Here is a 13,115-nt window from a genome sequence, read left to right on the forward strand (position 1 = left end):
GCTCGCTTCCTGTCCGGCAGTCACCCAGGCTCAGCGGCTCCGTGCATCGGCAGGAAAGTAGCGTTTGCCCAGCCGCAAGGCGACGCGGACCAGCAGGATCAGCACCGGTACTTCCACCAGCGGGCCGATGACAGCGGCGAATGCGACCGGCGAAGACAGGCCGAAGGCCGCGATGGCCACCGCAATCGCCAGTTCGAAGTTGTTGCCTGCTGCGGTGAACGCGATAGCGGTGGTGCGGGGATAGTCTTTGGCGATCAGCTTGCCCATGAAGAAGCTGATGACGAACTGGATGATGAAGTACAGGGTCAGCGGGATTGCAATGCGTACCGCGTCCATCGGAATTCGCAGCACGTCGCCGCCCTTCAGGCTGAACATTGCCACGATGGTGAACAGCAGCGCAGCCAGGGTGATCGGACTGATTGCAGGCAGGAATTTCTCTTCGTACCAGCGCAACCCATTACGCGCCTTCAGCCATCGACTGGTGAGGAAGCCGGCCAGGAACGGAATGCCCAGGTAGATCAGCACTGCCTCGGCAATGGTCCAGAAGCTGACGTCGATCACGCTGCCCTGCAGGCCGAACATCGGCGGCAGCCACGACAGGAAGAACCACGCGTAGACGCTGAACAGTGCGATCTGGAAGATCGAGTTGAATGCCACCAGGCCGGCCACGTACTGGCTGTCGCCGCGTGCCAGCTGGTTCCACACCAGGACCATGGCGATGCAGCGGGCCAGCCCGATCAGGATAAGGCCAGTCATGTACTCGGGGTAGTCGCGCAGGAACAGCACGGCCAGGCCGAACATCAGGAACGGACCGACAATCCAGTTCTGCAGCAACGAGAGCATCAGCACCCGCTTGTCCGCGAAGACCGTGGGCAGTTCCTCGTACTTCACCTTCGCCAGCGGTGGGTACATCATCAGAATCAAACCGATCGCAATCGGGATGTTCGTTGATCCAATTGACAGGCTGTTGAGCGCGCTGGGCACGCCCTCGAACAAAGCGCCCAGGCCGACGCCGAGCGCCATGGCGGCGAAGATCCACAGCGTCAGGTACCGGTCCAGAAAGGACAAGCAGGAGGTGTCAGTGGTCATGGAATTTTCCGGGAGGACGGTCAGTGCATCTGCACGAAATCGCCAGACGCAACCGGGCACGCAGAACACGACGGGTCATTTTGGCGATCCCTGGGGTAAGGACTCAGCAGCCTGCGGGCCGTTCACAGGCCTGTTCGTCGGCACAGCAGTTTTCAGTCAGGTAGGCCACCAGCTCGTTCATCGCCACGAACTCGGCCCGGTAGCAGATGGTCCGGCCACGTTGCTCGGCGCTGATCAGTCCCGCAGCCAGCAGTTCCTTCAGGTGGAAGGAGAGTGTGGCGCCAGGCAAGCAGAGCGCTTGGGCAATGTCGCCGGCCAGCTTGCCGCCACCGCCAGCCTGAACCAGAAGGCGGAAGATCGACAGGCGAGTGGCATGACCCAGGGCTGCCAAGGCGTGGGTTGCGTCCTTATGTTCCATGATTCTAGAATAATGGAATAGATATCGCAGGACAACCCCGTGCAGCAGATCCCCAACGTGGTCCCGGGTGCCTTGGACATCCCGACGGCCACCAAGCTCAACGATCCGGCCGCGCAGCCACATCGGCCACGCATCCTTATCCTGTATGGCTCGCTGCGACCTCAGTCGTTCAGCCGCAAGCTGGCGCTGGAGGCTCAGCGGCTGTTGGAACAGCTCGGGGCGGAAACCCGCCTGTTCAATCCACACGAGCTGCCGATGCTTGACTCGGTACCGGCTACCCACCCAAAGGTGCAGGAGCTTCGGCAAGCCTCGCTGTGGTCGGAGGGCCACGTATGGGTCAGCCCGGAACGCCACGGCACCCTTACCGCGGTATTCAAGAACCAGATCGACTGGCTGCCACTGGAAGAGGGGAGCGTGCGCCCTACCCAGGGTCGCACGCTGGCCGTGATGCAGGTCTGCGGCGGCTCGCAGTCGTTCAACGTGGTCAACGCGCTGCGCGTGCTCGGCCGATGGATGCGGATGGTGACGATCCCCAACCAGTCGTCGGTCGCCAAAGCGTGGCAGGAGTTTGACGACGAAGGTCGCATGAAGCCTTCAGCGTATTACGATCGCGTGGTGGATGTGATGGAGGAACTGGTCAAGTTCACCCTGCTGGTGCGCGGGCGCAGTGACTATCTGGTCGACCGCTACAGCGAGCGCAAGGGCGCCGTTGAAGCGGCGGCGCTGGCGGCTGCTGCAGACGTGGTCGAGACCGTTCTGAATCGGGAGGAAAGTGCGTGAACGCTGTCATCTACCACAACCCCAGGTGCGGGACCTCGCGCAACACACTCGCGCTGATCCGCTTCGCCGGGATCGAACCGGAAGTGATCGACTATCTGGCCCACCCGCCCAGCCGTGCGCGCCTGGTCGAGCTCATTACGGCGGCAGGGTTGAGCGTGCGCGATGCCATCCGGCAGAAGGGAACGCCGTATGACGAGCTGGCACTGGGCGATGCAGCACTGAGCGACGACGCGCTGCTTGATGCGATGCTGGCTCACCCGATACTCATCAATCGTCCTTTCGTACAAACCGACAGGGGTACTCGTCTGTGTCGGCCTTCGGAAGTGGTGCTGGACATCCTGCCGCCGCTGCCCGGACCGTTCCGAAAGGAAGATGGAGAGTTGGTGACCGGGCACGCCGGCAGCTCGACGCCGTGATCCCGGTGCCGGGCTGGGCTTGCCACCGTTGAGAGCCAAAGGAGGTCATGCCCCATGTCGTCGCTCGATCCCACAAGAAGCGACAGCGCGTGGCGCGTCTTCCTGGTGTTCCTGCGACTGGGGCTGACATCGTTCGGCGGCCCGATCGCCCACCTGAGCTACTTCCGCCTGGAGTTCGTCGAACGCCGACGTTGGCTGACGGACCGTAGCTACTCCGATCTGGTGGCCCTGTGCCAGCTGCTGCCAGGGCCGGCCAGCAGCCAGGCAGGCATGGCGCTGGGCCTTCGTCGCGCCGGCTGGCCTGGCCTGCTGGCTGCTTGGGCTGGCTTTACGCTGCCGTCGGCCGTGCTGATGATCCTGTTCGCCTTGGGCGTTGCCGAATACCAGGGCATCGTCGAATCCGGCTGGCTGCATGGCCTGAAGATCGTGGCAGTTGCCGTGGTGGCCCAAGCAGTATGGGGAATGGCCCGGTCCCTGTGCCCGGACCGTCTGCGGGCAGGGATAGCGTTTCTTGCCGCGGTGTTGACCTTGGCCATGCCCTCGGTCGTCGGTCAGATCGTGGTGATCATCGGCAGCGGCCTGCTCGGTCGCTGGATGCTGAAGATTGAACCGGCCCCGGGCCAGTCAGCCTGCAGCTATCCTGTCTCGCGAAGAACCGGCACGGTAGCGCTGACGCTGTTGGTGCTGCCGCTTGTTCTGCTGCCTGCGTGGGCGGTGGCCAGCGGCTCCCCGTTGGCTATGCTGGTGGAGGGCACGTACCGCGCTGGCGCCCTGGTCTTTGGCGGCGGCCATGTCGTGCTGCCATTGCTGCAAACCGCGGTCGTCCAGAGCGGCATCGTGAGTACGGCGGATCTGCTCGCCGGGTACGGTGCGGCGCAGGCGGTGCCGGGCCCTCTCTTCTCCTTTGCAGCATACCTGGGGGCCATGGCCGAGGGGCCGCTGGGTGGCTGGGCAGGGGGTTTTGCCCTCTTGGTGGTCATTTTCCTGCCAGCCGTTCTCGTGCTTGTGGGGGTGCTGCCGTTCTGGGAATCCCTGCGCCACCGCAGGGACCTGCAGGCATCGATTGCAGGGGTCAACGCCGGGGTGGTTGGTATCCTGCTGGCGGCGTTGTACGACCCGGTGTGGACGAGTGCGATCCATGACCGATGGGATCTCGCGATGGCACTGGTTGCGTTCGGACTGCTGGCCGTCGCGCGCACACCGCCGATCGTAGTGGTGTTGTTGGCTGCGATGGCGGGCTGGGCGATGGCGTGGTAACGCCATCAGGTCGGTCAGGCGCGGTTTGAACCTGCCCCCCCACAAAACGGTCGCGCCAAAGCGGGTTCAAGCAGCGAGCTTTCAGCTGCTTGGCGAACTCGTTGGGCGATTTGTATCCCAGCGAGGAGTGCATACGTCCTGAATTGTAGAAGCCGTGGCTGTAGCGCCGATCCCTGCACGGGCATCTTCTTCGGTGAGATACGGACGGGAGGCTTCTTCAGACTTCAGAGTGGAGAAGAAGCCCTCTGCCACTGCGTTGTCCGAGCAATTGCCCTTACGACTCATGCTGGCCGAAAACCCATGGACGACGGGTAGCGTTGTCAGCCATGTGAACCTCCAGTTGCGATCAGATTCCCGCCCTTGGTGTCCGATATCAGGGCGCAGGTTCAGGATTGCTGTGGCGCTCAGCAGGTCGATTCACGCGCCTCACGTCCAGCGGAATCTACTGCATATCGCCTGGCAGATTCTGACGGTGGTTGGCCAAGATTCAATACTGCGGCAGCGGAAAGCCATGAAGAGGCCGACTGGATAAACGCCTTGCGCGCGGTTATCTCCCAGAGCTATGAACATGGATCAGGGCATAGATCATCAGCCCGTTTACCACGTAGCCGCAGATGCTTATTGCCGTCGCCGCGACCATGCAGCGCCAAAGTCTCAGTGAGGTGTGCCGTTTTACCCACGCGATCTGGGCAATCCAGAACCAGCATGCTGCCGAGAGCGTTGCCAGTACGCCGATCAGCAACGCCCTTGGCTGTTCCGTGGAGATCAGGGTGACACCGATGGAGAAGACCAGCGCGAAAGGTGCGACCAGGTAGCACTGCTCGTAGAACGGATACCGGAGCGTTTCGCGGTTCACCGGGCGGCTGGTTCGCAACAAGTAATAAAGTGATCCAGCCAGCGACCAGATACCAAACGCGATGGTCCGGTACAACAAGAGGTTCTGTTCCGATGCCAGCAGGTCGGCTGCCAATGTGCCGTCCAGGTTGTCGGCGTGGGTGTGCATCGACATGTCGACCCCGTGGGCGATGAGGACGCACAGGATGAGCAATAGGGGTGGGCTGATGGCCTCGCTGAATCGGGTTTCGTTCTCTGATCGCAGTTCGCCAGCCGCATAGTCCGCCATGACCACTGGTGAGCGGAGAATTCGAAGAAGCGTGTAAGGGAGCAGCACGATCCATGTAAGTGCTTCGAACACGAGCTCTTCCAGGGACTTGAGGATCTTGAGGAAATCCATTCCGGCTCCGTGATGATGGTCATGGATTGAGGGAGAACGTTTTACGCGCGGCTGCGCGATGAACCGGTTCTTGTCAGGTGGCTGACCAGATGCCTCCGGCGCACCAGGGCATTCCAAGCCGCCTGCTGAAGATGGTAACGCTGTGTAACGGTTTATATGGCAGTCTGTGTTCCAGGCGGCCTGAACGGCCAACATCACGGAGATCTGCCATGTCGGTCCTGCAACGCAATACCCTTGCTATCGCAACTGTCCTATCCATGCTTCTCGTGTCGACCGGCGTGGTTGCCCAGGATGCAGCCCCCGGCTTGGCCGACCTTCAGGGTCAGAAGGATAGCGAAGCATCGCGCACGCTGGGCGCGCGCGGCTACACGATGGAATCGGAATCGGGCGGGTATGGCAACTGGTGGAGCCGAAGCGATCAGCGTTGCGTGACGGTGCGCAGCGAGCGAGGCCGTGTGGCGTCGGTAGTGACTTCACCCGCCCCGGACTGCGGCCAGCGCGCTGGAGGAAAGAAGGATGGCATCAGTGACGGGGCCAAGGTGGCTGTCGCGGCTGCGGCTATTCTGGGCATCGCAGCGCTGGCTCATCAGGCACATCATCATGATGACGGTGGCCATGACGACGATGCGCGCCATGAAGCGGATTATGAACGTGGTTACCGTGATGCCGTGCACGGTTACAGCGCAGAGGCGGACAGCGGCACCTACAGTGATGGCTATGGTGCCGGCCTCAGGGAACGTTCGAAGCAGGTTCCTTGGCGCTCGGAAACAGGCCGTGGTGGGCAGGGCGAATTTGCAGACCTGGTCGGCGCCCGCGCAGCGGGTGCAGAAACGAATCTGCGTTCGCGCGGCTTTACCGATCGCGACGCGCAGCAACGGGACGGGCGCTCTGTCGTGACGTGGTGGAATGCTCAGACCCAGCAATGCTTGCACGTCTCAACCGAAGACGGCCGAGTCGCAACGGTTCGGTCCGTTGGCGCTGAAAACTGTAGGTAAGCTGCATCTGCCAGCCAAGTCTGCCGGATGGGTTCGGCCGCTTCGGACAACTTATGAGGGTAAAAAGGGTAAAAGATGGCCACACGCGTAGAACCAGGCCCTGTCCTTCACTGAGTCTGCGGGGCGATAAGCGCGAGGGCACATCAGGCGCGGCAATCCTGGGGGCATCAGAGCCGCGAGGCAGGATCAGAAGGTTGCAGCTTTTTAGAGCCGTCCGTGATATCGGGGCAGAACCCAATCAACCGAGAAGCTGCGAAGGCTGCCCGTCATCGTTGTGAGGCCTGTTCACCGCCCGGCTGACTCGGCATGCCTCCATAGAAGTGGGGGCTCGCTGGCCAGCAGCATCGCCATGGCGTCGGCGTCGGCGTCGTCGTCGCCGCTCGGCGTCCATCCAGTTATCGACCTAGCCAAGCTGCAGCCACACCGGCATCCTGTCGTGGACATCGGCTGACACGCCGCTGCTGCCGTCGGTGATGACGGTGAAGGTGCCGAGGCCGCCATTGCGCATTCGCTTGACCGAACAAGCCGCGCCACCTAGATTTCCTGATGAAACCCACTATCACGCCGTAACCCCAAAGACGGCCCACATGCCGAGTCGGCCCCTATGACCATGCAGCCATGACCAAGACGACGCACCTCGTTGGCGTTGATCATGCCGGCTTTACGGTTTCCTCCTTGGATGAATCCATCCACTTTTGGACCCAGGCGCTGGGTTTCGAGCTGCAACGCCAATCGGAGATGGGAGGCGATTTCCTGTATCAGGTTACAGGCGTTGATGATCCGAACGTGCGCACGGCAATCGTCTCGGCGCCGAATGGGTTCATGGTTGAGCTGCTGCAGTACTCTGGAGGTCGCCAGCATGGAGCCGCGCCGGACAGTGCCGGTGCGATCGGAGCTGCACACCTGGCTTTGACCGTGGAGGATATTCACTCCGCCATCGCCCGGGTAGAGGCGGCGGGATGGAAGGCGAAGGGCAGTCCACAACCCATTCCAGGCGGTCCACGCAAGGGGACACTAGCGGCCTACGTCTCCGGCCCCGATCACATCACAATCGAGTTCATGCAGCCGCCAAGCAGGTGATGGGTGTGCAGAGGAAAGTGAACTGGCATCACTGTCAGGTGCGGCCATGCAAACACGCGCTCTTGGCGGGTGTTATCGCCAGTTCTTCGTTGGGTTATCGACCCATGTCTGGCAGGGCAATGTCGGCCTGGTGCACGGCGCGCTCGAACTGCGGCCGACCGAACCAATAGCCCTGCATCAGGCGGATGCCGAGATCCGACAGACACTGCGCCTCATCGCGGGTTTCTATGCCTTCGGCAATGACCTCAATAGCCAACTGCCCGCACATGGATACCACGCCGGCAACGATCGCGCGTCGTGCAGGGCTGTGGTCGATCCCCCGGATCAGCGCCATGTCCAGCTTGACCATGTCCGGTTGGAAGTCGGCCAGCAGGTTCAACCCCGCAAACCCGGCACCGAAATCATCGATCGCCGTCTTGAAGCCGATTCGTTTGTACTCGCTCAGGATCTCGGCCAGCCACTTGCCATCGCTGACCTGCTCTCCCTCGACGGTTTCAAAAATGATCCGTTCGACCGGAAAACCATGCCGGGCTGCGGCCTGGAGCGTAGAGCGTATGCATACCTCTGGCCGGTAGATCGCGTTGGGCAGGAAGTTGATTGAAAGGTGTGATTCCAGATTCAACGACGCCGCGATCCGGATGGCTTTCTCACGGCAGGCCTGGTCGAACGAGTAGCGGTTGTCCGCCGTGACACGTGACAGTACCGAGCTTGCCGGCTCGCCAGCCGGACCACGCACCAGCGCTTCGTGCGCGAACACCCGGCGAGCCTGCACATCGACGATCGGCTGGAATGCGTAACTGAAGTCGAACTGCAGCGGATCCGCATCGCGGCATAGGCTGCATCCAGCGCGCAGATCGGTGGGGGGCATGCGGTTGAATCCGTGCTCGGGTCGAGGCAATGAGAATAGCCGACGCCCATAACGGTCATGTGGACGCCGACGCCCTTCACTCAACCTCCGCTGCTTGACCTGATCTGCGCGGTCAGCAGGCGGGTCAGGTTGCGGCGGGCAAAGTAGCCCTGCAGCTGTCGTGCCTTGATGGTCATCGCTTGCAGCCGGGGTTGGGCGTCTGGCCGATGCTCCACCCGGTAGCAACGCGACGCCCCACACAGCTCGGCCTGGCTGGCGGTGACCAGGATCACCGTGACCTCCAGGCTGGAGAAAGCCGCCTCGGTGGCGATGTCCGGATTCTCCAGGCTGGCGCGCTCGATAAGCGTGCGGAATCGTCCCAGGTCGCGTTCGCCGCCGCTGATGAGCGCCCCCACGGTGGTTGCGCGGCGGAGGTCATCGTCATCGCCGGGAGCAGCCTGGCGCCAGCGCTCCGTGCGTTCGGGAATGACAGCGCGAACGACCCTGCCGGTGGGCTCGATCAGGTCGATGACTACATCGAGCAGGTAGACCGGTTCCAGCCCCAGGTTGGTCACCAAGCAGTGCGCATCCAGGTCTTTCCCGGCGCCGGACGTGATCAGGATGGAAGGGCGCTGCTGGCGACGATAGCTGCGCAGGAAGAAACTCAGGTAGACGACCCAGATCAACGCCGTCACGCAGGTCATGGCTGCGGTTATCAGGGGGGCGAAATGGAGAAGCTTCTGAAGCACGGTGAAATTGATCCAGTCGAGTCGACGCACGCCAGCGCGCTGACGCGCATCATCGCCCTTGAACAGCCTGCATCCTGTGAAGCATCCACCAGCAGGGCCGGGGCAGCATGCGCGTGTCGACGCCATCATCACGATTCTTTATTCGCCTCCGGGCTAAGCTCAGTCTCCGCCTCCGGAGAACGCCGTGCCGCTCCATGCTCTTGTCTATGCAAGCCAGATGGCCGCCGACCTTCCGGCCGGACGACTCGAAGGGCTCGTCCAGGATGCGGCGAGGTTCAATCATCTGGCAGGAGTGACCGGGCTGCTGCTGTTCGATGGTGAGCGCTTTCTGCAGTACCTGGAGGGCCCGGAGCAGGGCGTGCATGCAGCCTACGGGCGGGTGCTCGCCGCATCGAGCCATGTCGACATCCTGCAGCTCGCGCGGGGGCTCGTCGGGACCCGGCTATGCCCCTTCTGGTCCATGACGCGGGTGGACACGGAGCGGCGGGACCTTGGAAAGGTGGCAACGGCCGACTGGAACAGCTTCGTACGCCGGGGAACTGCGGTACGGCCCACAGCGGTCGACCATCTGGACGGTATCGTGGCCCGGCACCGGCAGCAAATGCGCACTCCGGGCTGAAGCGATCCGAGCCCGGGCGCTTCAGTCATCCGCCTCGACGTCCGCCGCGCTTTCGCATTTCTGCTTGTTCGGCGCACACAGCCGATCCAACAGCGCCAGCGTGACCCCGTTGCTCCAGCCGAAGCCATCCTGCAGCGGGTACTCGCCCCCGCCGCCACCGCCGGCCGATCCATCCACCACGTACTTTTCCACCAGCTTCTGCTCGCGGTCATACACCGATTGCACGGTGCGCAGGAAGCGTGTGCCCAGCTGCCGTGCCAGCCTGTCCTGGCCGTAGCGCTGCAGGCCATCCACGGCCACCCACTGCAGCGGTGCCCAACCGTTGGGCGCGTCCCACTGTTGGCCGGTACGGAGCGTGGTGGTCAGCAAGCCGCCTTCTTTTACCAATTGAGTTTCCACGGCGGCGGCGGTGCGTCGTGCCTGCGGCTTGCTGGCGATGTCCAGCCACAGCGGGAACAGTGCGGCGGCGGTGAGGGCAGGGCGGGTGTGGCCGGTCTGCAGGTCGCGGTCCACGTACCAGCCCTGCGCCTGGTCCCACAGATGGGTATTGATGGCGCGTTGGCGTGCCTGTGCCTGGCGCTTGAAGTCACGGCGTGCCTGCGTGTCCTTGGCCACGTCGCTGGCGTGGGCAAGCGTGCGTTCCAGATGGAACAGCAGGCTGTTCAGATCCACCGGCAGGATGTCGGTGGTGCGGATGCTGGACAGCGCGGCCGGGTCATCCAGCCAGCGCGAGCTGAAATCCCAGCCGGACTCCGCGCCCGCGCGCAGGTCGCGGTAAACCTGCGACGGTGCGCGCTGCGGTGCCTGCGCCGCCGTGGCCAGGTCATCGGTCCAGGATTCGGTGCGTGGCACTGCGCGGGCATCGTAATAGCGGTTCAGCACGCTGCCATCGGCCAGCCGCACCACGCGTGCATGCGCCTGCCCCGGCGCCAGCCCGTCGGCACCGCTCATCCAGAATGCATGTTCCGCGCGCAGCTGGGGCAGGTAGCGCCGATACGCCTCATCGCCTTCGTGGGTGGCCAGCAGGTCCACCATCAGGCTGAAGAACGGCGGCTGCGAACGGCTCAGGTAATAGCTGCGGTTGCCATTGGGAATGTGGCCGTGGGTGTCGATCTGGTAGGCGAAGTTGTCCACCATGTCGCGCACCTGCTGCCACTGGTCGCTGGCCGCCAGCCCCAGCAGGGTGAAGTAACTGTCCCAGTAATACACTTCGCGGAAGCGCCCGCCAGGCACCACGTAGGGCTTTGGCAGCGGCAGCAGGGAACCATTCGGATCGACCGTGCCGGTCTGGCGGGTCAGTACCGGCCACAGGCTTTCGATATGTGCGCGCAGGGTTTCACCTGCCGGTGGCACGTAGGGCGCTGCGTCGCTGGGGATATCGAAGTTGTCGTTGACGAAGGCGTGCAGCGAAAAACCGGACTGGGTGTGCTCGCGATGCCAGGCCTGCACGATCGCCTCGGGCGCGCGGCGTGGTACCGCATCGGCGAAGGTCTTCTGGTCCGCGAACAGATGCGCACCCTGCACCTGCTGGAACAGCGGCTGCAGGCGCTGGTCCGGTGGCGTGGGGTCTGCGGCGTGTAGCGCCGTACTCCACACCATCGGGACCAGCAGCAGAGTGGCCAGGCAGTTGCGTGCGCGCATGTGAGAGCCTTGGGATGAGCGTGGCCTCAACTCTAGTACAGCGACGCGCGTCGGGCAGGTGATGGCCGTTGGTCGTGATTGTCTTTGTCTGTACAGTCCATCACAGGGAACCCCTCGAGGAAGCAGGTTGGCCATGGACCGCACAACGCCCCGGAACGCCCGTCGCCTGCTGATCGGGGCCGTCGTGGTGGTACTTGCGGCCATCGCCGCGCTGCTGTGGCCTGAGCGTCCGCATGCGCCTGAAGCAGCTGGCGCGGCCAGCTTCGACGCGGTGCCACCGAACGAGCCGCCGCCAGCCGCCGCCACCCCGTCCGACACGCCACCTGCGGTGGGTCAATCCGCGCAGGCACGCATGCTGGCGCTGCGCCGGGACGCCGCCGCCGGGATCCCGGCGGCGATGCGCGATCTCGCCGATGTGATGCAGCGCTGCGGATTCGGCAAGCTGCACGGCCCGCTGTTCGAAAAACATGTGGACGAGATGGCGGCGCAGATGAAGCCTGACCAGGTGCACCTGCTGCGTGCCGCTGCGGCGCGGCGGCAGGCGCTGTGCGAAACCATCCCGGGCACCTTTGACGAGCAGGTTCAGCAGCAGCGGCAGCTGTTGCAGGATGCCGCGGGCAAAGGCGACCTGTTGGCACGGCTGCGCCAGCGCACCCGTGCGTTTACCCAGCAGGCCAAGGCGGGGTTGCCGGATGATGCCGATGCGCTGATCGACGAAGCCTTGATGTCCAGCGATCCGCGCGCGCTGTTCGAGCTGGCGAGCCTGCATAACACGTCACCGGAACTGCTGGCCGAGGCCGGCATGCGTACCACCAGCAGCGATGGCGCTGCCTTGGTCCTGGTGGCTTGTGAGCGCGGCCTGGACTGTAGCGCGAGCTCTGAATTCGGCGATGATCTGTGCATTACCAGTGCAATGTGCACGGAGGATCTCGATACAGTGGTGTTGAACGCCGCTGCTGCCGAGGGCAGGACGGAGGAGGTCCAGGCCCGCATGCAATGGATGCGCACGATGCTCGACGAAGTGGATCGCGCGCGCTGAAAATGGCACGGCGCTACCGGTTGCTGATCGGCTTGACCGCCGTGCTGCTTGCGGTCATCGCCGTCCTGCTGTGGCCCAGGCCTGCGGCGACGTCCGTAGTCCCTGCGGTGCCGGCTGCCGAAGCCGCTGTGCAGCGTAACGACAGGCCACGCCCTGCGGCGCCACGCGAGATCCAGGCAGCGCCTGCCAAGTCCGGCGCAGAGCGCGTCCTGGCGCTGCGTCGTGATGTTGCGGCCGGCGATCCAGTGGCGATGCGCGATCTCGCCGAACTGATCCTTCGCTGCGGCTTCGGCACCTCGCACGGTGCAGGACTGTGGTCGCAGGTCGATTTTCTGGCTGGGCATATGAGGACGGACCACGTGCCGCTGCTGCGCGCCGCCGCCGCCCGGCGTGGTGCGCTATGCGAGAACATCCCGGGTGACCGCAGAGCCCAGGCGCTGCAGTACCGCCAGTTGCTGCAGGATGCAGCGAAGCAGGGTGATTTGTTGGCGCGCCTGCGGCAGCGCAGCCGGGCCTGGGATGCCGAGCGCGAAACCGCCCTGCCTGACGATGCCGCGGCGCTGGTTGAGGATGCGCTGATATCGGACGACCCGCGGGCGCTGTATGAAATGGCGTACCTGTACACGCTGATGCCGCGTGCACCCGTGCAGGCAGGCATCGGGTCCAGCCGGCATGACCACACCGCATTGGTGCTGCTGGCATGCGAGCGCGGGCTGGACTGCGGCGTAGGGTCGGACTATGCAGACGATATATGTCTGAACAGTGGCGACTGTGCAGGAGGCTTGGATTCGCTTCTGTGGCGGGCGGCTGGCGCAGAAGGTGCCACGAAGGACGTGCAGGCGCGCATGCAGTGGCTGCGCACGCTGCTTGACGAAGTGGATCGCGCGCGCTGAGCTGCGTGGGTCAAGCCGCCGAGCGTGGCTCGGCGCTACCGGGGATCATGGTTGCTGA

At 63.8% G+C, this 13,115-nt stretch carries 14 protein-coding genes; 8 read left to right on the forward strand and 6 right to left on the reverse strand.

Features of this window, described 5'->3' with window-relative positions; all coding sequences use genetic code 11:
• Positions 1-30 precede the first annotated feature (30 nt).
• Positions 31-1,089 (reverse strand): ACR3 family arsenite efflux transporter, encoded by a 1,059-nt coding sequence (gene arsB / locus ACI2JH_RS18255; RefSeq protein ID WP_404736873.1) that lies wholly within the window; start codon positions 1,087-1,089, stop codon positions 31-33.
• 103 nt (positions 1,090-1,192) lie between these two features.
• Positions 1,193-1,507, reverse strand: a complete 315-nt coding sequence (locus tag ACI2JH_RS18260) for a helix-turn-helix transcriptional regulator (RefSeq protein ID WP_182657460.1) — start codon at positions 1,505-1,507, stop codon at positions 1,193-1,195.
• Between the two features lie 39 nt (positions 1,508-1,546).
• On the opposite strand from ACI2JH_RS18260, the gene arsH reads away from it, so the two are divergent.
• From arsH to chrA, 3 genes are read left to right on the forward strand one after another with little or no spacing between them, the layout of a single operon-like run.
• The gene (gene arsH / locus ACI2JH_RS18265) at positions 1,547-2,287 is read left to right on the forward strand and encodes an arsenical resistance protein ArsH (protein WP_404736874.1); all 741 of its coding nucleotides are present in this window, start codon (positions 1,547-1,549) and stop codon (positions 2,285-2,287) included.
• Positions 2,284-2,703 carry an arsenate reductase (glutaredoxin) gene (gene arsC / locus ACI2JH_RS18270; protein ID WP_404736875.1) on the forward strand — a complete coding sequence of 140 codons (420 nt, stop codon included), beginning with the start codon at positions 2,284-2,286 and terminating at the stop codon, positions 2,701-2,703. Before arsH ends, arsC begins: the two co-directional genes overlap by 4 nt.
• A gap of 54 nt (positions 2,704-2,757) precedes the next feature.
• Positions 2,758-3,960: a chromate efflux transporter gene (chrA, locus tag ACI2JH_RS18275; protein WP_404736876.1), complete on the forward strand. Its 1,203-nt coding sequence runs from the start codon at positions 2,758-2,760 to the stop codon at positions 3,958-3,960.
• Positions 3,961-4,507: 547 nt separating this feature from the next.
• Here the strand turns inward: chrA and ACI2JH_RS18280 are convergent.
• Entirely contained in the window at positions 4,508-5,194 is a 687-nt protein-coding gene (locus ACI2JH_RS18280) for a hypothetical protein (protein ID WP_182657465.1), read from the reverse strand.
• A 209-nt stretch (positions 5,195-5,403) separates the two neighbouring features.
• Between ACI2JH_RS18280 and ACI2JH_RS18285 the strand changes: the two genes are divergently transcribed.
• Both ACI2JH_RS18285 and ACI2JH_RS18290 read left to right on the forward strand, forming a co-directional pair.
• Positions 5,404-6,189: a hypothetical protein gene (locus tag ACI2JH_RS18285; protein ID WP_182657466.1), complete on the forward strand. Its 786-nt coding sequence runs from the start codon at positions 5,404-5,406 to the stop codon at positions 6,187-6,189.
• Between the two features lie 618 nt (positions 6,190-6,807).
• Positions 6,808-7,269 carry a VOC family protein gene (locus ACI2JH_RS18290; protein WP_404736877.1) on the forward strand — a complete coding sequence of 154 codons (462 nt, stop codon included), beginning with the start codon at positions 6,808-6,810 and terminating at the stop codon, positions 7,267-7,269.
• Between the two features lie 94 nt (positions 7,270-7,363).
• Here the strand turns inward: ACI2JH_RS18290 and ACI2JH_RS18295 are convergent, their stop codons facing one another.
• Together ACI2JH_RS18295 and ACI2JH_RS18300 are read right to left on the reverse strand one after the other, a co-directional pair.
• On the reverse strand, positions 7,364-8,137 hold the full coding sequence (locus ACI2JH_RS18295) for an EAL domain-containing protein (RefSeq protein WP_182657468.1): 774 nt from the start codon (positions 8,135-8,137) through the stop codon (positions 7,364-7,366).
• Positions 8,138-8,217: 80 nt separating this feature from the next.
• A complete protein-coding gene (locus ACI2JH_RS18300) occupies positions 8,218-8,997 on the reverse strand; it encodes a hypothetical protein (RefSeq protein ID WP_404736878.1) in 780 nt (259 codons plus the stop codon).
• A gap of 52 nt (positions 8,998-9,049) precedes the next feature.
• Here ACI2JH_RS18300 and ACI2JH_RS18305 point away from each other — a divergent pair, with 52 nt between their 5' ends.
• A complete protein-coding gene (locus ACI2JH_RS18305) occupies positions 9,050-9,484 on the forward strand; it encodes a BLUF domain-containing protein (RefSeq protein WP_349998826.1) in 435 nt (144 codons plus the stop codon).
• A 21-nt stretch (positions 9,485-9,505) separates the two neighbouring features.
• Here the strand turns inward: ACI2JH_RS18305 and treA are convergent, their stop codons facing one another.
• Positions 9,506-11,125 (reverse strand): alpha,alpha-trehalase TreA, encoded by a 1,620-nt coding sequence (treA, locus tag ACI2JH_RS18310; RefSeq protein WP_404736879.1) that lies wholly within the window; start codon positions 11,123-11,125, stop codon positions 9,506-9,508.
• 352 nt (positions 11,126-11,477) lie between these two features.
• Between treA and ACI2JH_RS18315 the strand changes: the two genes are divergently transcribed.
• Both ACI2JH_RS18315 and ACI2JH_RS18320 read left to right on the forward strand, forming a co-directional pair.
• Positions 11,478-12,164, forward strand: coding sequence for a hypothetical protein (locus ACI2JH_RS18315; protein WP_404736880.1), 687 nt, complete (start codon positions 11,478-11,480; stop codon positions 12,162-12,164).
• A gap of 2 nt (positions 12,165-12,166) precedes the next feature.
• On the forward strand, positions 12,167-13,057 hold the full coding sequence (locus ACI2JH_RS18320; RefSeq protein ID WP_182657473.1) for a hypothetical protein: 891 nt from the start codon (positions 12,167-12,169) through the stop codon (positions 13,055-13,057).
• The last annotated feature ends 58 nt before the right edge of the window (positions 13,058-13,115 follow it).

The organism is Stenotrophomonas sp. NPDC078853 (assembly GCF_044901215.1).
Taxonomy (GTDB): Bacteria; Pseudomonadota; Gammaproteobacteria; order Xanthomonadales; family Xanthomonadaceae; genus Stenotrophomonas; species Stenotrophomonas lacuserhaii.

Excerpts from the sequence above, each read along its gene's own strand:
- arsB (WP_404736873.1), bottom strand. The coding sequence starts at position 1,089 with ATGACCACTGACACCTCCTGCTTGTCCTTTCTGGACCGGTACCTGACG.
- ACI2JH_RS18260 (WP_182657460.1), bottom strand. The coding sequence starts at position 1,507 with ATGGAACATAAGGACGCAACCCACGCCTTGGCAGCCCTGGGTCATGCC.
- chrA (WP_404736876.1), top strand. The coding sequence starts at position 2,758 with ATGTCGTCGCTCGATCCCACAAGAAGCGACAGCGCGTGGCGCGTCTTC.
- ACI2JH_RS18280 (WP_182657465.1), bottom strand. The coding sequence starts at position 5,194 with ATGGATTTCCTCAAGATCCTCAAGTCCCTGGAAGAGCTCGTGTTCGAA.
- ACI2JH_RS18285 (WP_182657466.1), top strand. The coding sequence starts at position 5,404 with ATGTCGGTCCTGCAACGCAATACCCTTGCTATCGCAACTGTCCTATCC.
- ACI2JH_RS18290 (WP_404736877.1), top strand. The coding sequence starts at position 6,808 with ATGACCAAGACGACGCACCTCGTTGGCGTTGATCATGCCGGCTTTACG.
- ACI2JH_RS18295 (WP_182657468.1), bottom strand. The coding sequence starts at position 8,137 with ATGCCCCCCACCGATCTGCGCGCTGGATGCAGCCTATGCCGCGATGCG.
- treA (WP_404736879.1), bottom strand. The coding sequence starts at position 11,125 with ATGCGCGCACGCAACTGCCTGGCCACTCTGCTGCTGGTCCCGATGGTG.
- ACI2JH_RS18315 (WP_404736880.1), top strand. The coding sequence starts at position 11,478 with ATGCTGGCGCTGCGCCGGGACGCCGCCGCCGGGATCCCGGCGGCGATG.
- ACI2JH_RS18320 (WP_182657473.1), top strand. The coding sequence starts at position 12,167 with ATGGCACGGCGCTACCGGTTGCTGATCGGCTTGACCGCCGTGCTGCTT.